At 60.2% G+C, this 19682-nt stretch carries 15 protein-coding genes and 4 tRNA genes; 2 read left to right on the top strand and 17 right to left on the bottom strand.

Annotated features, from left to right (window positions below; genetic code table 11):
• Positions 1-93: 93 nt before the first annotated feature.
• The 6 genes from AC30D7_RS17525 to leuC all read right to left on the bottom strand — a co-directional run bounded on the left by AC30D7_RS17525 (position 94) and on the right by leuC (position 6671).
• Positions 94-1104: an aspartate-semialdehyde dehydrogenase gene (locus tag AC30D7_RS17525; protein WP_490134896.1), complete on the bottom strand. Its 1011-nt coding sequence runs from the start codon at positions 1102-1104 to the stop codon at positions 94-96.
• 254 nt (positions 1105-1358) lie between these two features.
• On the bottom strand, positions 1359-2471 hold the full coding sequence (gene asd / locus AC30D7_RS17520) for an aspartate-semialdehyde dehydrogenase (RefSeq protein WP_490134895.1): 1113 nt from the start codon (positions 2469-2471) through the stop codon (positions 1359-1361).
• A 68-nt stretch (positions 2472-2539) separates the two neighbouring features.
• The gene (gene leuB / locus AC30D7_RS17515; RefSeq protein WP_007935187.1) at positions 2540-3622 is read right to left on the bottom strand and encodes a 3-isopropylmalate dehydrogenase; all 1083 of its coding nucleotides are present in this window, start codon (positions 3620-3622) and stop codon (positions 2540-2542) included.
• A gap of 52 nt (positions 3623-3674) precedes the next feature.
• Complete coding sequence (locus tag AC30D7_RS17510) at positions 3675-4442, bottom strand: class I SAM-dependent methyltransferase (RefSeq protein WP_490134894.1); 768 nt, start codon at positions 4440-4442, stop codon at positions 3675-3677.
• A 154-nt stretch (positions 4443-4596) separates the two neighbouring features.
• Positions 4597-5241 carry a 3-isopropylmalate dehydratase small subunit gene (leuD, locus tag AC30D7_RS17505; protein WP_018928097.1) on the bottom strand — a complete coding sequence of 215 codons (645 nt, stop codon included), beginning with the start codon at positions 5239-5241 and terminating at the stop codon, positions 4597-4599.
• 11 nt (positions 5242-5252) lie between these two features.
• Positions 5253-6671, bottom strand: a complete 1419-nt coding sequence (gene leuC, locus AC30D7_RS17500; protein ID WP_490134893.1) for a 3-isopropylmalate dehydratase large subunit — start codon at positions 6669-6671, stop codon at positions 5253-5255.
• Between the two features lie 159 nt (positions 6672-6830).
• Between leuC and AC30D7_RS17495 the strand changes: the two genes are divergently transcribed.
• On the top strand, positions 6831-7721 hold the full coding sequence (locus tag AC30D7_RS17495) for a LysR family transcriptional regulator (RefSeq protein WP_490134892.1): 891 nt from the start codon (positions 6831-6833) through the stop codon (positions 7719-7721).
• An 83-nt stretch (positions 7722-7804) separates the two neighbouring features.
• Positions 7805-11083, top strand: coding sequence for a sensor domain-containing protein (locus tag AC30D7_RS17490; RefSeq protein ID WP_490134891.1), 3279 nt, complete (start codon positions 7805-7807; stop codon positions 11081-11083).
• 255 nt (positions 11084-11338) lie between these two features.
• Here AC30D7_RS17490 and AC30D7_RS17485 read toward each other — a convergent pair whose 3' ends face one another.
• The 11 genes from AC30D7_RS17485 to uvrB all read right to left on the bottom strand — a co-directional run bounded on the left by AC30D7_RS17485 (position 11339) and on the right by uvrB (position 19527).
• Positions 11339-11785: an Hsp20 family protein gene (locus AC30D7_RS17485; RefSeq protein ID WP_490134890.1), complete on the bottom strand. Its 447-nt coding sequence runs from the start codon at positions 11783-11785 to the stop codon at positions 11339-11341.
• Positions 11786-11916: 131 nt separating this feature from the next.
• Positions 11917-12876: a tRNA dihydrouridine synthase gene (locus tag AC30D7_RS17480; protein ID WP_138867200.1), complete on the bottom strand. Its 960-nt coding sequence runs from the start codon at positions 12874-12876 to the stop codon at positions 11917-11919.
• Between the two features lie 96 nt (positions 12877-12972).
• Complete coding sequence (locus AC30D7_RS17475) at positions 12973-13410, bottom strand: acyl-CoA thioesterase (RefSeq protein ID WP_490134889.1); 438 nt, start codon at positions 13408-13410, stop codon at positions 12973-12975.
• Between the two features lie 48 nt (positions 13411-13458).
• On the bottom strand, positions 13459-14292 hold the full coding sequence (locus AC30D7_RS17470) for an alpha/beta fold hydrolase (RefSeq protein ID WP_490134888.1): 834 nt from the start codon (positions 14290-14292) through the stop codon (positions 13459-13461).
• Between the two features lie 31 nt (positions 14293-14323).
• Positions 14324-14863, bottom strand: a complete 540-nt coding sequence (locus AC30D7_RS17465) for a TetR/AcrR family transcriptional regulator (RefSeq protein WP_490134887.1) — start codon at positions 14861-14863, stop codon at positions 14324-14326.
• Between the two features lie 182 nt (positions 14864-15045).
• Positions 15046-15121: transfer RNA gene (locus AC30D7_RS17460), tRNA-Glu, on the bottom strand.
• 80 nt (positions 15122-15201) lie between these two features.
• Positions 15202-15277, bottom strand: a tRNA-Ala gene (locus tag AC30D7_RS17455).
• Between the two features lie 53 nt (positions 15278-15330).
• Positions 15331-15406 (bottom strand) — tRNA-Glu (locus tag AC30D7_RS17450).
• Between the two features lie 79 nt (positions 15407-15485).
• Positions 15486-15561 (bottom strand) — tRNA-Ala (locus AC30D7_RS17445).
• 189 nt (positions 15562-15750) lie between these two features.
• Positions 15751-17232: a glutamate--tRNA ligase gene (gltX, locus tag AC30D7_RS17440; protein ID WP_018928106.1), complete on the bottom strand. Its 1482-nt coding sequence runs from the start codon at positions 17230-17232 to the stop codon at positions 15751-15753.
• 279 nt (positions 17233-17511) lie between these two features.
• Positions 17512-19527, bottom strand: a complete 2016-nt coding sequence (gene uvrB / locus AC30D7_RS17435) for an excinuclease ABC subunit UvrB (protein ID WP_019582112.1) — start codon at positions 19525-19527, stop codon at positions 17512-17514.
• Positions 19528-19682: the final 155 nt, after the last annotated feature.

The following is a 19682-nucleotide window of genomic DNA, read 5'->3' as shown; positions in this document are numbered from 1 at the left end:
GACGAAAGCCCTGCGGGATGGCTCGCCTCAAGCATTCCAGCCAAACATAGCGTTCGGCTGGAACCACTAGAAAAAATTGTTGCCAAGTATCTTTTACAGCAGGTCTTTTATCAACAATTCAGCCACCTGCACAGCATTGAGCGCGGCGCCTTTGCGTACGTTATCTGACGTCAGCCACACGTTAAGTTCCGCCGGGTCGTCGATCCCGCTGCGAACCCGACCAACGTAAACCACGTCCTGCCCTACCGCATCGCCTACCGGAGTCGGGTAATCGCCCGCCTCGACCAGCTCGATACCAGGCGCTGCTTCCAGTGCTGCGTTGACTTTCGCCAGGTCGACAGCGCTCGATGACTGCAAGGTCACGCTATAGCTATCGCCAAAAAACACCGGGGCTTGAATGCAAGTGACGGAAATCTTTAATAAAGGCAGCGACAAGACCTGACGCAGCTCGCGCACCAGACGTTTTTCCAGCAGCGTATGGCCCTGAGCATCGGGCGCACCGACCTGCGCCAACAGGTTGAAAGCCATCTGTCGATCGAAGAAAGCCGGCTCCAGCGGACGCACGTTGAGCAGTTCGGCGGTTTGCCGGGCCAGCTCGCTGACCGCTTCGCGGCCCTGGGCCGATACCGCCAGGCACGCCGTCATGCTGATGCGTTGCAGGTCGAGCAAGTCGAGCAGCGGCGCCAGCACCACCGCCAGCGCTGTCGCCGAAGGGCTTGGGCTGCTGACCTGGAAGGGCTTTTTCAGGCCAGCCAGAACTGCAGCGTTGGCCTCGGGCACCACTTGCGGCGCCTGATCGGCCGGCAGTGCGCCGGACAGGTCGATCAGCGAGCACCCGGCAGCCGTGGCGCGCGGGGCGAAACTGAGGGTTACCGCCGGCCCGGCGGCGAAGAACACCAACTGGACTTTGCTGAAGTCGAATTCATCGACTTCGCGCACCCGCACGTTCTTGCCGCGAAACGGCACCGAGTGTCCGGCCGATTCACTGCTCGCCAGCAGGTGCAGATTGCCGACTGGAAAGTCGCGTTCTTCAAGAATCTGGACGAGTGTTTCGCCGACAGTACCGGTGGCGCCGATCACGGCAATATCGAAGGACTGGCTCATGGTTCTACCTCTGGCGAAACGGGGGGAGCGGCACTTTACCGGGTGGTTGGGATGCAGGCAATTCTGGTGGGGATTTGCGGTGAATGCGATGGCCTCTTCGCGGGCAAGCCTCGCTCCTACAAGGGGCTGGTCGGATAACTCCGATCACTGTAGGAGCGAGGCTTGCCCGCGAAGAGGGACTGACTGACGATGCAACCTCCCAAAAAAAACCCGCACCTCTTTCAAGGCGCGGGTTCTTTCATTGCATCAATCGATCAACGCTCAAGCAGGATCCGCAGCATGCGACGCAGCGGCTCGGCCGCGCCCCACAGCAGTTGGTCGCCGACGGTGAAGGCACCGACGAATTGCGACCCCATGTTCAGCTTGCGCAGACGACCGACCGGCACGTTCAGGGTGCCGGTGACTTTCGTCGGGCTCAGCTCCTGCATGCTGATTTCACGGTTGTTCGGCACCAGCTTGACCCAAGGGTTGTGCTGGCTGATCAGCCCTTCGATATCAGCGATCGGCACGTCTTTGTTCAGCTTGATGGTCAGCGCCTGGCTGTGGCAACGCATGGCGCCGATGCGCACGCAGATACCGTCCACCGGGATCGGGCTCTTAAAGCGACCGAGGATTTTGTTGGTCTCGGCCTGGGCCTTCCACTCTTCACGGCTCTGGCCGTTCGGCAGCTCCTTGTCGATCCACGGGATCAGGCTGCCGGCCAGCGGTACGCCGAAGTTTTCGATCGGGTACGCATCGCTGCGCATGGCTTCGGCGACACGGCGGTCGATGTCGAGGATGGCGCTGGCCGGATCGGCCAGTTGATCGGCGACAGCGCCGTGGGTCACCCCCATTTGCTTGATCAGCTCACGCATGTGCTGCGCGCCGCCACCGGAGGCCGCCTGATAGGTCATGGCGCTCATCCACTCCACCAGACCGGCTTCGAACAGACCGCCCAGGCCCATCAGCATCAGACTGACGGTGCAGTTGCCGCCGATGTAGTTCTTGGTGCCCGCGTCGAGCTGCTGGTCGATGACCTTGCGGTTCACCGGGTCCAGCACGATCACCGCGTCATCCTGCATGCGCAGGCTGGAAGCGGCGTCGATCCAGTAACCCTGCCAGCCGGCTTCGCGCAGCTTCGGGAACACTTCGCTGGTGTAGTCGCCACCCTGGCAGGTCAGAATCACGTCGAGGGTTTTCAGCTCTTCAATGCTGTAAGCGTCCTTGAGCGGAGCAATGTCCTTGCCCACGGACGGGCCTTGGCCACCGACATTGGAAGTGGTGAAAAACACCGGCTCGATAAGATCGAAATCCTGCTCTTCCAGCATCCGCTGCATGAGCACGGAACCGACCATGCCGCGCCAACCGATCAGACCTACACGTTTCATCGCAACTACACCTTCTTGAAAAGTGGGCCGCTGCTTTCAAGGTTGAAAATTGCAGCGGGCCAGAGAGATTACAGATTCCGCAGCGCGGCGACTACTGCGTCGCCCATTTCCTGTGTACCGACCTTGGTGCAACCAGCCGACCAGATGTCGCCCGTACGCAGACCCTGATCCAAAACCAGGCTCACGGCCTTCTCGATGGCATCGGCCGCATCCTGCAGATTGAAGCTGTAACGCAGCATCATCGACACCGACAAAATGGTCGCCAACGGGTTGGCAATGCCCTTGCCAGCGATGTCCGGCGCCGAACCATGGCACGGCTCGTACATGCCTTTGTTGTTGGCATCCAAAGACGCCGACGGCAGCATGCCGATGGAACCGGTGAGCATCGACGCTTCGTCGGAAAGAATGTCGCCGAACAGGTTGTCGGTGACGATCACGTCGAACTGCTTCGGCGCACGCACCAGTTGCATAGCGGCGTTGTCGACGTACATGTGGCTCAGTTCGACGTCCGGGTAGTCCTTGGCCACTTGCTCGACGATTTCACGCCACAGCTGGCTGGAGGCCAGCACGTTGGCCTTGTCCACCGAGCACAGCTTCTTGCCGCGCACGCGCGCCATGTCGAAACCGACACGGGCGATACGGCGGATTTCAGTTTCGCTGTATGGCAGCGTGTCGTAGGCCTGACGCTCGCCATTTTCCAGTTCGCGCACGCCACGTGGCGCGCCGAAGTAGATACCGCCGGTCAGTTCACGGACGATCAGGATGTCCAGGCCGGCAACGATTTCTGCCTTCAGGCTGGAAGCCTCGGCCAGTTGCGGGTACAGGATCGCCGGACGCAGGTTGCCGAACAAGCCCAGTTGCGCACGGATTTTCAGCAGACCGCGCTCAGGGCGGATGTCACGCTCGATGGTGTCCCATTTCGGGCCGCCCACGGCGCCCAGCAGCACAGCATCGGCTGCGCGTGCACGGGCCAGGGTTTCATCGGCCAGCGGCACGCCGTGCTTGTCGATGGCGGCGCCACCGATCACGTCATGGCTCAGTTCGAAGCCCAGGCTGTACTTGTCGTTCGCCAGCTCCAGCACCTTGACCGCTTCGGCCATGATTTCCGGACCAATACCGTCGCCTGGGAGAATCAGAATCTGCTTGCTCATGCTTTCCTCATGTCATCAGTCGGCGCACCCGCGGGTGCGCCCGGAAAAAATTCTATCGTTCAGCCATCAGCACCAGCACATCGGTGCTGAACGAACCATCGGCCTCAATCTCAAAATATTCGCGCACCTCGTTGCCCATCGATTGCTGCAACTCGAGGATCGCCGCGCGCATCACCTGCGGCGTACGCATGCGCTCGACCCAGGAGGTGTACTCCAGGCGCAACCGTTGGCGCGTGGTGCTGCGGGTATGCAACCCCGCTTCGCTGACCTGACGCAACCACTCGCCCGCAGAATAATCGCGCACGTGGCTGGTGTCGCGCAGCACTTCGACGCTTTGCAGGTAAGTGTCGAACAACGGGCTGCCCGGCGACAACACATCGATGAACGCCGCCACCCCGCCCGGTTTCAGCACCCGGCGAACTTCGCGCAGGGCCACACTGAGGTCGCTCCAATGGTGCGCCGAATAGCGGCTGAAGACGAAGTCGAACTCGCCATCGGCGAACGGCAGACGCTCGGCGGCGCCGTTGACCGTGGTCACATTACTCAAACCCCGGTCGATAGCAGCGGCGGCGACTACATCGAGCATCTGCTGGGACAAGTCGTAAGCGACGACTTCCTTGACCAGCGAGGCCACATGAAAACTCACATGACCGGCGCCGCAACCAAGGTCCAGTACCCGGGCATCGCCCTGCCCCGCCAGTTCAGCCTGTAGCAGTGCGAACTCGGTGCCTTGAGCGTGTACGGCGCTGCTCAGATAGGCCGAGGCCTGTTCACCGAATTGTTTTTGTACTACCTGACTGTGCTGGGCGGTGCTGGTCATGGGGACTTCCTTTTTGGGGTTTAGCCTTGTGTTGTCTGGTGGGCCTCTTCGCGGGCAAGCCTCGCTCCTACAGGGATTTGTGATGTTCACAAAACCTGTGGGAGCGGGCTTGCCCGCGATGAGGCCGGTCCTATCCTTACAAATCCCGGATCAATCACGCGTCGCGAAACAACCACGGCTGGCTTGCGCGGTGTTTGGCTTCAAACGTCGCAATCGCCTCGTGATCCTGCAAAGTCAGACCAATATCGTCGAGACCATTCAACAGGCAGTGCTTGCGGAAGGCATCGATCTCGAAGCTCAGCACTTTGCCGTCCGGGCGGGTCACGGTCTGGGCCTGCAAATCGATCTGCAACTGGTAGCCCGGGTTCGCTTCAACCTGCTTGAACAGCTCATCGACTTCAGCGTCGCTCAGGATGATCGGCAGCAAGCCGTTCTTGAAGCTGTTGTTGAAGAAGATGTCGGCGTAGCTCGGCGCGATGATGCTGCGGAAACCGTACTCTTCCAGTGCCCACGGCGCGTGCTCGCGGCTGGAGCCACAACCGAAGTTCTCGCGGGCCAGCAACACGCTGGCGCCTTGATAACGCTCGGCATTGAGGACGAAGTCCTTGTTCAGCGGGCGCTTGGAGTTGTCCTGATACGGCTGGCCAACGTCCAGATAACGCCACTCATCGAACAGGTTCGGACCGAAACCGGTGCGCTTGATCGACTTCAAGAACTGCTTCGGGATGATCTGGTCGGTGTCGACGTTGGCACGATCCAAAGGCGCGACAAGACCAGTGTGCTGGGTAAAAGCTTTCATGCTGCGCTCCTTTAGATCAATTCACGGACGTCGACGAAACGACCGTTCACAGCGGCGGCGGCGGCCATGGCCGGGCTGACGAGGTGGGTACGACCACCGGCGCCCTGACGGCCTTCGAAGTTACGGTTGGAGGTCGACGCGCAATGCTCGCCCGACTCCAAACGGTCCGGGTTCATCGCCAGGCACATCGAGCAGCCAGGCTCACGCCATTCAAAACCGGCCTCGATAAAAATCTTGTCCAGGCCTTCGGATTCGGCCTGAGCCTTCACCAGCCCCGAACCCGGCACCACGATGGCCTGCTTGATGGTCGAAGCCACTTTGCGGCCCTTGGCGATCACCGCGGCGGCGCGCAGGTCTTCGATCCGCGAGTTGGTGCAGGAGCCGATGAATACACGGTCCAACTGAATGTCGGTGATCGCCTGATTGGCGGTCAAACCCATGTATTTCAAGGCGCGTTCGATGGAATCGCGCTTGACCAGGTCCATTTCCTTGGCCGGATCCGGCACGTTCTGGTCCACGGCCAGCACCATCTCAGGCGAGGTGCCCCAGCTGACTTGCGGCTTGATCTGAGAGGCATCGAGCTCGACGATGGTGTCGAACTTGGCATCGGCGTCGGAGACCAGGTCTTTCCAGGCTTCGACGGCCAAATCCCACTCCGCGCCCTTCGGAGCAAATGGACGGCCCTTGACGTAAGCCACGGTTTTTTCGTCGGCGGCCACCAGGCCAACACGGGCGCCGGCTTCGATGGACATGTTGCAGATGGTCATGCGGCCTTCAACCGACAGGTCGCGAATCGCGCTACCGGCGAATTCGATGGCGTGGCCATTACCGCCGGCGGTGCCGATCTTGCCGATTACGGCGAGGACGATGTCCTTGGCAGTCACGCCGAACGGCAATTTGCCCTCGACCAACACCAGCATGTTCTTCATTTTCTTGGCGACCAGGCACTGAGTGGCGAGCACGTGCTCGACCTCGGAGGTGCCGATACCGTGAGCCAGGGCACCGAATGCGCCGTGGGTCGAGGTGTGGGAGTCGCCGCAGACCACGGTCATGCCCGGCAAGGTGGCGCCCTGCTCCGGACCGATGACGTGGACGATGCCTTGACGCACATCATTCATCTTGAATTCGACGATGCCGTATTCATCGCAGTTGTCGTCGAGGGTCTGAACCTGCAAACGCGAAACCTCGTCAGCGATGGCTTCGATGCCGCCCTTGCGCTCCGGGGTGGTCGGTACGTTGTGGTCCGGGGTCGCGATGTTGGCATCGATGCGCCAAGGCTTGCGCCCGGCCAGACGCAGGCCTTCGAAGGCTTGCGGCGAGGTCACTTCGTGGATGATGTGACGATCGATGTAGATCAGCGCAGAGCCATCGTCGCGCTGCTTGACCAAATGCGAATCCCAGAGCTTGTCGTAGAGCGTTTTGCCGGCCATCAGACGGTTTCCTCATCAGCTTGTTTCTATGCCCCGGATCTTGAGTAATTCAATAACCCCTTGGCTTGTGAGGTCGATCCTAGGGGGTTACATTAAATAACTCAAATTCATATTTTTTATGCTTTGCATAACCAACTGGAATGCCACTGAGACCTCACCATGGACCTCGCCAACCTCAACGCTTTTATCGCGATTGCCGAGACCGGAAGCTTCTCCGGTGCCGGTGAACGGCTGCACCTGACGCAACCGGCCATCAGCAAGCGCATCGCCGGGCTGGAGCAGCAATTGAAAGTACGGCTATTCGATCGACTGGGCCGGGAAGTCGGCCTGACCGAAGCCGGCCGCGCCCTGCTGCCTCGGGCTTATCAGATTCTCAATGTACTGGATGACACTCGCCGCGCCCTGACCAACCTGACCGGTGAAGTCACCGGCCGTCTGACATTGGCCACCAGCCATCACATCGGCCTGCATCGCTTGCCGCCCTTATTAAGGGAGTTCACCCGACGTTACCCGCAGGTGGCGCTGGATATTCAGTTCCTCGATTCGGAAGTGGCTTACGAAGAAATCCTCCATGGCCGCGCGGAACTGGCAGTCATCACCCTTGCACCGGAGCCCCACGCACTGGTCAAGGCCACGCCCGTGTGGGACGACCCGCTGGATTTCGTGGCCGCCCCGGAGCATCCGCTGATCAGCAACGGTGCGGTCAGCCTGGCGGATATTGCCTTGCACCCCGCGGTTTTCCCCGGTGGCAATACCTTTACCCACCACATCGTGCAACGCCTGTTCGAAGCCCAGGGCCTGACGCCAAACATCGCCATGAGCACCAATTATCTGGAAACCATCAAAATGATGGTCTCGATCGGCCTGGCCTGGAGCGTTTTGCCGCGCACCATGCTGGATGAACAAGTGGCGCGCATACCTTTGCCGGGCATACAACTCACTCGCCAGCTAGGCTATATCCTGCACACCGAACGGACGCTGTCGAACGCGGCACGGGCCTTCATGGCTCTGCTGGATGCACAAATCGATCAGCCAGGGACTCGCGGCTAAGCTGTGCGACTTCTTTTGTGCTACGCCTATAGAGCCCCAAAACCCTGTGCCTAACGCCCAATTCAGCCCAAGGCCTGTTATCCATGCCCAAATCTGTTGAACGTATGCCGCCGATGCCGCGAATTCAGGCAGTTGACCCGAAACGGTCCGAGCAGAGCTGGGAAAGCGCCCCGCAGTTGCTCGCGGCCCTCAACGGTGCCCGGCTGGGCGCTTGGTATTGGGACATCGAGCGCGGGCAGATCAGTTGGTCACGGGGCACTCAGGCGTTGTTCGGCTTCGATCCCCGGCAACCGCTGCCCGAGGACCTGGAATACCTCGACCTGTTGCCCCAGGAGGATCGGGCCAAAGCCATTCGCGCCTTCCATGCGGTGATCGCCGGTGCACCACTGGAACAGGCAATGCACCACCGCATCCGCTGGCCCGATGGCAGCCTGCATTGGCTGGAAATCAGCGGCAGCCTGCTGCCGGACAATAATGGCCGGCCACGAATGATCGGGGTCATCCGTGAAATTACCCACCAGCGTCAGCGCGAACAGGCGCTGAGCAGCTCGGAAAAACGTTTCGCCACGCTATTTCACCTGTGCCCGAACATGGTGCTGCTGACCCGTCAGGAAGACGGTCTGATCAGCGAAGCCAACCAGTATTTCGAAAGCCTGTTCGGCTGGCCGGTGCAGGACGCTATCGGCCGAACCACGCTGGAGCTGGGCCTCTGGGTCAACCCGGAACAACGGGCGGAACTGGTCAAGGCCACCAAGGCCAAAGGTGAGCTGATCAACATGGAGGTGCAATTTCGCGCCAGCAACGGGCAGGTTCACGACGGCATTCTCAGCGCGCAAAAGGTCGAGCTCGAAGGCCAGCCCTATCTGCTGAGCACATTCCTTGACACCACCGAACGCAAAATCGCCGAGCACGCCCTCAAAGACAGCCAGGAACGCCTCGACCTGGCCCTGGATTCGGCGCAACTCGGCACTTGGGACTGGCACATTCCCAGCGGCATGCTTTACGGCTCGGCGCGGGCCGCCCAGCTGCATGGCCTGGAGCCCAAACCCTTCCATGAATCCTTCGATGCGTTTTTCGAAGGCGTGCCCGGCGAAGAGCGCGACACCATGCGCGACGCTTACCGCAGCTTGCGCGAAGGCCCGGCCGGCAATTATCAACTGACCTACCGCGTGCAACTGCAGGACGGCAGTTCGCGCTACCTGGAAAGCCGCGCCAGACTCTACCGCGATGATGATGGCAACCCGCTGCGCATGGCCGGCACATTGCTGGACATCACCGAGCAAGTGGAGCGCGAACAGCAACTGATCGCGTCGGAAGAGAAATTCGCCACCTTGTTCCAAGTCAGCCCGGACCCGATCTGCGTCACGCGCCAGGACACCGGCCACTTCATCGAGATCAACTCCAGCTTCACCCAGACGTTCGGCTGGAGCACCACCGACGTCATCGGTCGCAGCGCCGACGACATCGGCCTGTGGGACGCTTCGGCGAAAAGCCTGCAAAGGATTGAGCGGGTCATCCGCGAACAGGGCCTGAACAATGTGGCGATCATCGTTCAGCACAAGGATGGGCAGTCCCTGACTTGCGTGATCTCCAGCCGCCAGATCAGCGTCGGCGACCAGCCGTGCATCGTCACCACCCTGCGCGACATAACCCAACAGCAACGCTCGGAAGCGGCGCTCAAGGCCAGCGAGGAGAAGTTCGCCAAGGCCTTCCACTCAAGCCCCGACGCCATCACCATTACCGAGCGAGACACTGGACGCTATCTGGAGGTTAACGACGGCTTCTGCCGCCTGACCGGCTACCGTGCCGATGAAGTGGTGGGCCGTACGGTGTATCAGGTCGGCATCTGGGCCGAGGAGAAGCAACGCTCGGCATTGCTGGCGGAGCTACAGATCAAGGGCCGGGTTCACCACCTGGAAATGCTCGGGCGCAATAAACGCGGCGAGTCGCTGACCGTCGAAGTCTCGGTGGAGCCGATCACCCTCAACGAAACCGCTTGCCTGCTGCTGACCGCCCGGGACGTCAGCCTGCTGAAAAATGCCGAAGCGCAAATCCGCCACCTGGCCTACCACGACCCGTTGACCAACCTGCCGAACCGCGCGCTATTGATGGATCGCCTGAGCCAGCAGATCGCCCTGCTCAAGCGCCACAACCTGCGCGGCGCCCTGATGTTCCTCGACCTCGACCACTTCAAGCACATCAACGACTCCCTCGGCCACCCGGTGGGCGATACGGTGCTGAAAATCATCACTGCGCGTCTTGAAGCCAGCGTACGCATGGAAGACACCGTCGCGCGCCTGGGCGGCGATGAATTCGTGGTGCTGCTCAGCGGCCTGGAAGGCTCACGCAGTGACGTCAGCGCTCAAGTCCGGGAGCTGGCGGACACCTTGCGCGAATTGCTGTCCGAACCGATGTTCCTCGACGGACAACGCCTGCAAGTGACGCCGAGCATCGGCATCGCGCTGATCCCCGACCACGGCTCGACCCCGACCGATCTGTTAAAACGCGCCGATATCGCCCTCTATCGCGCCAAGGACTCGGGCCGCAACACGACGCAGATGTATCACAACACCATGCAGAAGGCCGCCAGCGAACGCCTGCGCATGGAAACCGACCTGCGCCTGGCCCTTTCCCGGGGTGAATTCAGCGTGCAATACCAGCCTCAGGTGGACGCCCGCAACAACCGCATTACCGGCGCCGAAGCCCTGGTGCGCTGGCACCATCCGCAACTGGGCGCGCAATCGCCGACCGAGTTCATCAAGGTGCTGGAAGACAGCGGGCTGATTCTGGAAGTTGGCACATGGATCCTCGACGAAGCCTGTGCGGCCTTCAAACGCCTGATCGCCAAAGGCCTGATCGACCCGCTCAATTTCAGCCTGTGCGTGAACATCAGCCCGCGGCAATTCCGTCAGAACGATTTCGTCGAACGCATCGAGCACAGCCTCGGCAGCCACAACCTGCCCTTCTCGTTGCTGAAACTGGAAATCACCGAAGGCATCGTCATCCAGAACCTGGATGACACCATCAGCAAAATGCGTCGCCTGAAAAAACTCGGCGTGAGCTTTGCCATGGACGATTTCGGTACCGGTTACTCCTCGCTGACCTACCTCAAGCGCCTGCCGGTCGACACCCTGAAAATCGACCAATCGTTCATCCGCGACGCCACCACCGACCCCAACGATGCCGAAATCATTCGCGCCATCGTCGCCATGGCCCGCAGCCTGGAACTGGAAGTGATTGCCGAAGGGGTTGAAACCGAGGAGCAACTGGAGTTCTTGCAAGGGCTGGGCTGCCATTTGTATCAGGGGTATTTGCACAGCCGGCCGTTGCTGGTCGAGGAGTTTCAGAAACTGCTCAAATAGACCCGTAGCAGCTCCGCATTCGACTGTAGCAGCTGTCGAGCCTGCGAGGCTGCGTTCGGCTGCGAAGCAGTCGTAATCCAGTCAATACCATTTACCTGAAAGAACGCGGTGGCAGGTTTTGCGACTGCTACGCAGCCGAACGCAGCCTCGCGGGCTCGGCAGCTGCTACAAATAGGTGTAAATCTTATTCAGGACGGGATAACGGACAAAAAAAGGGCGCCAGTGGATGGCGCCCTTCTCATTTGCTCTGACCGATTAGTGTTGCAGAGCCGGTTTTTCCGCCCCATTGATCGGGATGCGTTTGGCTTTCGCTTCTTCCGGGATCACACGCAGCAGGTCGATACTCAACAAACCGTTGCGCAGTTCGGCGGCCTTGATTTCGATGTGGTCCGCCAGCCGGAAGGACAACTTGAAGGCACGCTGAGCGATGCCCTGATACAGGTAAGTGACACCTTCGTCCGTATCACGTTTGCCGCCACTGATGGTCAGCACACCTTTTTCCACTTGCAGCTCCAGGTCTTCTTCCTGGAAGCCGGCGGCCGCTACAACAATGCGGTATTGATCATCACCGTATCTTTCAACGTTGTAGGGTGGATAGGTGCTGCCTGGCTCATTGCGCAGGGCGGTTTCGAACAGGTCGTTGAAACGGTCGAAACCTACCGAGGAACGGAACAGTGGGGCCAAGGAAAATGCAGTACTCATGATTCAAATCTCCTGAACATAATCAGCAAGTTTTTTTGTCTCCGCGACCCGAATTCGGCATCGCGTAATCCTTAGATAAGGACCGCTGATTACTTTTCAAGAGATTATTTTCAGATTTTTTTCAAGCCGATTCAGGCGGCTTCAGACACCGGCAGCCCCAGTAAACGCGAGACCTGATCCAGCTCGGTTTCACGACGCAGGACGCCGAATAACTCTACCGCTTCGGGATAATTACGGGTCAGCATTGCCAGCCATTGCTTCAAGCGACCCGGCGATTGGCGTGGTGTCATCTGAGCCTTGGCTTGCAGCCAGAAGTCCTGAATCAGCGGCAACAGCTCGGCCCAGGTCATCTCGACGACCTCCTCGCCGGCCCGCGCCGCGGCGATCTGTCGGGCCAGGTCCGGACGCGACACCAGGCCGCGACCGAGCATGATGTCTTCGACGCCGCTGATCTCGCGGCAACGGCGCCAGTCCTCGACGCTCCAGATGTCACCATTGGCAAACACCGGCACTTTGACCACGTCCTGTACCCGCGGAATCCATTCCCAGTGGGCTGGAGGCTTATAACCATCAGTTTTGGTCCGCGCGTGAACCACAATGTGTGCCGCACCGCCTTCGGCCAGGGCCGTGGCGCAAACCAGTGAGCCATCGGGACTGTCGAAGCCCAGGCGCATTTTGGCGGTTACTGGAATGTGTGCTGGCACCGCGCGGCGGACATGTTCGACGATTTCGTTGAGCAGCTCAGGCTCTTTGAGCAGAACGGCGCCACCGCGCGACTTATTGACGGTCTTGGCCGGACAGCCGAAGTTCAGGTCGATGACTTCGGAACCCAACTCGCAGGCCAGAGCAGCGTTTTCCGCCAGACACACCGGATCGGAGCCAAGCAGTTGCACCCGCAGCGGCACGCCGGAGGCGGTACGGGCGCCGGTCAGCAGTTCCGGGCCGAACTTGTGGTAGTAGGCAGGCGTGAGCAGCTGATCGTTGATCCGAATGAACTCGGTTACACACCAATCGATACCGCCCACACGGGTCAGCACGTCCCGCAGGATGTTGTCGACCAACCCCTCCATGGGCGCCAAAGCAATTTGCATGAAAAACACACTCAACGAAAAACGTGGGGCAGTTTACTGGTTTCGGTGTGCAGAAGGTATTTCGTCAGACCGGGCGTGGCAAATGTGCGGACTGTGTCAGCTTGGAACTTGCAACGCCGAGCCATAGCCTTCGATGAATTCCGCCGGCATGCGCTTGGGCTTGCCGGTCGAAAGTTCAATACACACGAACGTGGTCTGCGCCCGCAGCAACGTAGTGTTGTCGCTGGGGCGCTTCAACTGAAAGTGTCGGGTCATTTTCAAACGCTGGTCCCAATCGACGATCCAGGTCGCCAATTGCAACTCATCGCTCTCATAGGCTGCCGCCAGATAATCGATCTCATGCCGCACCACCGCCATCGCCCGATCCAGCCGACGGTACTCGACCAAGTCCAGGCCCAGCCGTTGCGAGTGGCGCCAGGCACAGCGCTCGAGCCAGGTCACGTACACCGCGTTGTTCGCGTGGCCCAGCCCGTCGATGTCCTCGGCGCCCACTTCCAGATCAATGATAAACGGCGTTGCCCGATCCCAGCCCATGCCCCACTCCCGGTCAGATTATTTCGACCGGGGCAGTGTAACGGAAGCTCAGGCCGATTGGCGCGATTGCAGACTGCGACCGGCCAGCAGCGAGAGCACGCCATCGATCACCCGCGGATCGGCCAGGACCCGCTGATGACCGCCCTCTTCCAGGCGCAACAAGCGACTGTCGAACCAGGCTTCGTGGATCAATTGGGATTCCTTGACCGAGACATAGGTGTCGTCTTCGGCATGGACGATCAGCCCCGGCATGTCGAGCTGATAGTGCGCGACATCCAGCGCAGCGGCGCGCATGCCGACGTCTTTTTCGACCTGACGAATGAACGCCGAACGGGCTTTGGGCGGCAGGCGTACATAGCGCGCAAAACCGCGCAGCACCCCAAGGATTCGCGCCGGGGCGGCGATCGAGACCAGGGTTTCGGTGCGCAAGCCCAGCTGAACCGCGAGCATCGCACTGGCGCCGCCCATGGAGTGACCGATGACCGCCTGCAACGGCGGTAGCTCTGCGGCCGCTTCCAGCATCGCCCGGGCGAACAGCACCACATTGGCTTCGCGTCCAGGCGAGCGACCGTGAGCCGGGCCGTCCAGGGCGACCACGGTGTAACCGGCATCGACCAGCGCCGTGATCAGCGCGGCAAACTGCGTTGGCCGGCCTTCCCAGCCGTGCATCAACAGCACCGCCGGGCCCTGCCCCCAACGCAGCGCCGAGAGGCCAAAGCGCAAGGTGATCCGCTCGGATTTCGCCAGCAGCGGCAATTCCCAATCACGCGGCGGCAACTCCCGCGGGGTCATGAATGCCAGACGCATCTTGCTCGCCACCAGCTTCGGCGCGAACCAGCCCAAGGTGCCATTAACGCCACGAACCCAGCTCAACGTGTTCATCGCTCATCTCCTCAGGCCGGACGCCTTTAGGTCACAGCACCGCCGACTTGGCGGCACGCAGCAATCGATCGGATAACTCTCCTGGCCCCAGCGCCCGCGCCAGCGCCAAACCACCCACCATCAAGGCGATATCGGCCAAGACCTTGTCGGTGTCTTCCGGGCTGGCCGCCAACTGAGCGACCATCAATTCAACGTGCTCATTCAACGCCACACGGAATTCGTCCGGCAGACGACCCAGCTCACCGACCGATGCCGGAATCGGGCATGCCTGCTCGGTGGAATCACGGTGTTTGCGCGACAGGTAGAACGCTGCGACCAACGCGCGACGCTCTTCGCCGGTCAACTCGGCATCCATGTCGGCGATCAAGCCACGACGATGGCTGAGCAGCTGTTTGAACGCCTCCAGCATCAACGCATCCTTGCTTTCGAAGTGCGCATAGAAACCACCGACTGTCAGACCGGCCGCGCCCATTACTTCGCCCACGCTCGGCTCGGCCGGACCGCGCTGAATCAGCGCCGCACTGGCAGCCTTGAGGATGCGTTCGCGGGTTTGAGCTTTTTTATCGTTCATCGTTGCCTCCGAATATTACGACTAGAATATTATTCTCATAATAATTTTTCGCAAGTCGTAGATGTGACCGCTGGTCTGAAGAACAGTTTTGAGAGAAAAGGAGATTTGGCCAAACGCCAGACAAACAAAAGGGCCATTCAATAATTGAATGACCCTTAAAAATCCCGCAAAGCGGGTAATCGTGGCGTCCCCTAGGGGACTCGAACCCCTGTTACCGCCGTGAAAGGGCGGTGTCCTAGGCCACTAGACGAAGGGGACACAAACCCTTCTATACAACTGATCAGTGCTGAGAGCTGATCGATTCAAGGCCGGTGTGGCCAGACCTTGAACTGTAAAATTGGTGGAGCTAGACGGGATCGAACCGTCGACCTCTTGCATGCCATGCAAGCGCTCTCCCAGCTGAGCTATAGCCCCGGATTTTTCGCCTCGCGGCGGAGCGACATCTTGCAACATCGCTTCTGTAAAACTGGCGTCCCCTAGGGGACTCGAACCCCTGTTACCGCCGTGAAAGGGCGGTGTCCTAGGCCACTAGACGAAGGGGACGCAAACCCTTCTATACAACTGATCAACGCTGAGTGTTGATCGCTTCAAGGCCGGTGTGGCCACACCTTGAAGTGTAAATTGGTGGAGCTAGACGGGATCGAACCGTCGACCTCTTGCATGCCATGCAAGCGCTCTCCCAGCTGAGCTATAGCCCCTCATCGCTGAGGACGGGGCGAATCTTAATGGCGCATCGGAAAGCTGTCAAACTTATTTTTCAAAAAAATTAAAATTTTTTGCCGACATAACAATCACTTACCGCCCTCCCCCCGTAAATTCGGGGGAAGCGCCGAAGATCAGGATCAAAAGATCGCGACCTTCGGCAATTCCTACTGACTCAAACGCCGTCAGGCAATCGCGCCCAGAAGCTTTTCCCACTCTTTGTTTTCTTTCTTCGACACGCCGCCCAGCAGGTCAATGGCCTGGCGCAGACGGAAACGGGTCAGGTCCGGACCGAGGATTTCCATCGCATCGAGCACCGATACCGAACTGGCCTGCCCGGTAATTGCGGCAAACATCAGCGGCATGGCGTCACGCAGCTTCAGCTCCAGGGATTCGACCACCGCCTGAATCGTTGCGGTGATGCTGTCCTTCTCCCACTGACGCAGGCTTTCCAGCTTCCACAGGATCAATTGCATCAACTGACGAACCTGATCGCCCGAGAGCTTCTTGGATTCGAACAGTTTAGCGTCCGGATTCACACCACCAGCGAAGAAGAAACCGGCCAGCGGTGCAACCTGGCTGAAGGTTTCAACCCGGCCCTGCACGTGCGGGGCGATCTTCATCATGTACTCAGGGTTCAGCGCCCACTTCTGTACACGAGCGGCGAACTCTTCCACCGGCAGGTCACGCAGCCACTGGCCGTTGAGCCACGACAGCTTCTCGATGTCGAAAATCGGCCCACCAAGCGAGACGCGGCTCAAGTCGAAATTGTCGACCATTTCCTGCAGGGAGAACTTCTCGCGCTCATCCGGCATCGACCAGCCCATGCGGCCCAGGTAGTTGAGCATCGCTTCCGGCATGAAGCCCATGCGCTCGTAGAACGTCACCGAGGTCGGGTTCTTGCGCTTGGACAGCTTGCTCTTGTCCGGGTTACGCAGCAGCGGCATGTAGCACAGCTGCGGCTGTTCCCAGCCGAAGTACTCGTACAGCAGGATCAGTTTCGGTGCCGAAGGCAGCCATTCTTCACCGCGCAGCACGTGGGTGATGCCCATCAGATGGTCGTCGACCACGTTGGCCAGGAAGTACGTCGGCAGGCCGTCGGTCTTCATCAGCACTTGCATGTCCATGCGATCCCACGGGATCTCGACGTCACCACGCAGCATGTCCGGCACCACGCACACGCCTTCGGTCGGCACTTTCATGCGGATCACGTGAGGTTCGCCAGCGGCCAGGCGGCGCGCGACTTCTTCCTTGGACAGCAACAGCGCACGGCCGTCGTAACGCGGGGTCTCACCGCGGGCCATTTGCTCGGCGCGCATCTGGTCCAGCTCTTCGGCGGTGCAGAAGCACGGGAAGGCATGCCCCATGTCGACCAGTTGCTGGCAGTACTTCTGGTAGATATCGCCGCGCTCACTCTGACGGTAAGGACCGTGCGGGCCGCCGACATCCGGGCCTTCGCTCCAGTCGATACCCAACCAGCGCAGGGCGTCGAAAATCTGCTGTTCGGACTCGCGGGTCGAACGCAGTTGGTCGGTGTCTTCGATCCGCAGGATGAACTCACCGCCATGCTGCTTGGCAAAGCAGTAGTTGAACAAAGCGATGTAAGCGGTACCTACGTGGGGGTCCCCGGTAGGCGATGGCGCGATGCGAGTGCGGACGGTGGTCATGGCATGTCTCAAAAAGAATGAAAAGCGAAGATCAAACAAGGGGCGAATGGTAACAGGCGATAGCCGCCCGGCTCCAGTGAGTGGGGCATTTACCTCCACATCACTCGCAGGCCGAGGTGGGTTGAGGGCTGAAGGAAACGCTCTAGCTGACGAATATGGCGTTCAGTCGTACGCCTTCGCGAGCAAGCCCACTCCCACATCAGACCGCGTCCGCCTGGACAACTCGGTCAACTGTGGGCGCGGGCTTGCTCGCGAAGAGGCCTCGTCAGACGCCACGAATCAAACCGCGATCAACCGCTCCCGCAGCTTGCCGATTTCGTCGCGCAGCTGCGCCGCGGCTTCGAATTCCAGGTCGCGGGCGAGTTGGTACATCTTCTCTTCCAGCTGACGAATGCGCTTGGTGATCTCGCTTGGCGAGCGCAGTTCGGCTTCGTATTTGGCGCTTTCCTCGGCAGCCTTGGCCATGCCTTTGCGCTTCTTGCTGCGCGAGCCCGGCACAGTGGCGCCTTCCATGATGTCGGCGACGTCCTTGAACACGCCCTTAGGCGTGATGCCATTGGCCAGGTTGAAGGCGATCTGCTTGTCGCGACGACGCTCGGTTTCGCCGATCGCCCGTTCCATGGAGCCAGTAATGCGATCCGCATACAGAATCGCCCGGCCATTGAGGTTGCGCGCCGCCCGACCGATGGTCTGGATCAGCGAGCGCTCGGAACGCAGGAAGCCTTCCTTGTCAGCGTCAAGAATCGCCACCAGCGAGACTTCCGGCATGTCCAGACCTTCACGCAGCAGGTTGATCCCCACCAGCACATCAAAGGTGCCGAGGCGCAAGTCACGGATGATTTCGACCCGCTCCACGGTGTCGATGTCCGAGTGCAGATAACGCACGCGCACGCCGTGGTCGGCCAGGTAATCGGTCAAATCCTCGGACATGCGCTTGGTCAGCGTGGTGACCAGCACCCGCTCTTCCAGGGCTACGCGCTTGGTGATTTCCGAGAGCAAGTCGTCGACCTGAGTCAGTGCCGGACGGATTTCGATCTGCGGGTCCACCAGGCCGGTCGGGCGCACCACTTGCTCGACCACACGCCCTGCGTGCTCAGCCTCGTAATTGCCCGGCGTCGCCGAGACAAATATTGTCTGCGGGCTAATGCCTTCGAACTCGTCGAAACGCATTGGCCGGTTATCCAGCGCCGATGGCAGGCGGAAGCCGTACTCCACCAGCGTTTCCTTCCGGGACCGGTCGCCCTTATACATGGCACCGACCTGCGGCACGCTGACGTGGGATTCGTCGATCACCAGCAAGGCGTCAGCCGGCAGGTAGTCGAACAAAGTGGGCGGCGCCTCGCCGGATGCACGGCCCGACAGGTAGCGCGAGTAGTTTTCGATGCCGTTGCAGTAACCCAGCTCCAGAATCATCTCCAGGTCGAAACGGGTGCGCTGCTCCAAGCGTTGGGCTTCCACCAGTTTGTTGTTGGAACGCAGGTATTCCAGGCGCTCCTGCAACTCGACCTTGATCCCCTCGACGGCGTCGAGCAGGGTTTCCCGAGGCGTCACGTAGTGGCTCTTCGGATAGAAGGTGAAGCGCGGCAGCTTGCGGATGACTTCGCCCGTCAGCGGATCGAAGGCGGACAGGCTTTCCACCTCGTCATCGAACAGCTCGATGCGGATCGCCTCAAAGTCGGATTCCGCCGGGTGGATATCAATCACGTCGCCGCGCACCCGGAACGTCGCCCGGGCGAAGTCCACATCGTTGCGGGTGTATTGCAGGTCGGCCAGGCGTCGCAGCAGCGCACGCTGATCGAGCTTGTCGCCGCGATCCACGTGCAACACCATCTTCAAGTAGGTTTCCGGGCTGCCCAGACCGTAGATGCACGACACCGTGGTGACGATGATTGCGTCTTTGCGTTCCAGCAGCGCTTTGGTCGCGGACAGGCGCATCTGCTCGATGTGGTCGTTGATCGAGGCGTCCTTCTCAATGAAGGTGTCGGACGACGGCACATAGGCTTCGGGCTGGTAGTAGTCGTAATAGGAGACGAAGTATTCAACGGCGTTGTTCGGGAAGAACGCCTTGAACTCGCCGTACAACTGCGCAGCCAGGGTCTTGTTCGGCGCCAGCACCAGCGTCGGGCGCTGCACTTGGGCGATCACGTTGGCGATGCTGAAGGTCTTGCCCGAGCCGGTCACACCGAGCAGCGTCTGGTGCGCCAGCCCGGCCTCGATGCCCTCGACCATCAGACGGATGGCTTCCGGCTGATCGCCGGCGGGCTCGAAGCGGGTGACTAGCTGGAATTCAGACATACATACCTCTGGTTCACTCTTGCCCGGTTACACCGGACAGGAACGAGAAAGACCGCAAACGACCGATGTCGCCCGAGGAAAAAACTGGATTGTGCTCAATGTGGAGCCGATTGCCATCCCTTTCAAGGCAAACGTCCTACATCGGGTAAAACCTT

This window comes from Pseudomonas sp. DF5 (assembly GCF_058148225.1).
Note: the sequence above shows the minus strand (reverse complement) of the source record. Positions and strands in the feature narration are given on the sequence as shown.

Coding starts and splice junctions, on each gene's coding strand:
- AC30D7_RS17525 (WP_490134896.1), bottom strand. CDS start 1,104: ATGAGCCAGTCCTTCGATATTGCCGTGATCGGCGCCACCGGTACTGTC.
- asd (WP_490134895.1), bottom strand. CDS start 2,471: ATGAAACGTGTAGGTCTGATCGGTTGGCGCGGCATGGTCGGTTCCGTG.
- leuB (WP_007935187.1), bottom strand. CDS start 3,622: ATGAGCAAGCAGATTCTGATTCTCCCAGGCGACGGTATTGGTCCGGAA.
- AC30D7_RS17510 (WP_490134894.1), bottom strand. CDS start 4,442: ATGACCAGCACCGCCCAGCACAGTCAGGTAGTACAAAAACAATTCGGT.
- leuD (WP_018928097.1), bottom strand. CDS start 5,241: ATGAAAGCTTTTACCCAGCACACTGGTCTTGTCGCGCCTTTGGATCGT.
- leuC (WP_490134893.1), bottom strand. CDS start 6,671: ATGGCCGGCAAAACGCTCTACGACAAGCTCTGGGATTCGCATTTGGTC.
- AC30D7_RS17495 (WP_490134892.1), top strand. CDS start 6,831: ATGGACCTCGCCAACCTCAACGCTTTTATCGCGATTGCCGAGACCGGA.
- AC30D7_RS17490 (WP_490134891.1), top strand. CDS start 7,805: ATGCCCAAATCTGTTGAACGTATGCCGCCGATGCCGCGAATTCAGGCA.
- AC30D7_RS17485 (WP_490134890.1), bottom strand. CDS start 11,785: ATGAGTACTGCATTTTCCTTGGCCCCACTGTTCCGTTCCTCGGTAGGT.
- AC30D7_RS17480 (WP_138867200.1), bottom strand. CDS start 12,876: ATGCAAATTGCTTTGGCGCCCATGGAGGGGTTGGTCGACAACATCCTG.
- AC30D7_RS17475 (WP_490134889.1), bottom strand. CDS start 13,410: ATGGGCTGGGATCGGGCAACGCCGTTTATCATTGATCTGGAAGTGGGC.
- AC30D7_RS17470 (WP_490134888.1), bottom strand. CDS start 14,292: ATGAACACGTTGAGCTGGGTTCGTGGCGTTAATGGCACCTTGGGCTGG.
- AC30D7_RS17465 (WP_490134887.1), bottom strand. CDS start 14,863: ATGAACGATAAAAAAGCTCAAACCCGCGAACGCATCCTCAAGGCTGCC.
- gltX (WP_018928106.1), bottom strand. CDS start 17,232: ATGACCACCGTCCGCACTCGCATCGCGCCATCGCCTACCGGGGACCCC.
- uvrB (WP_019582112.1), bottom strand. CDS start 19,527: ATGTCTGAATTCCAGCTAGTCACCCGCTTCGAGCCCGCCGGCGATCAG.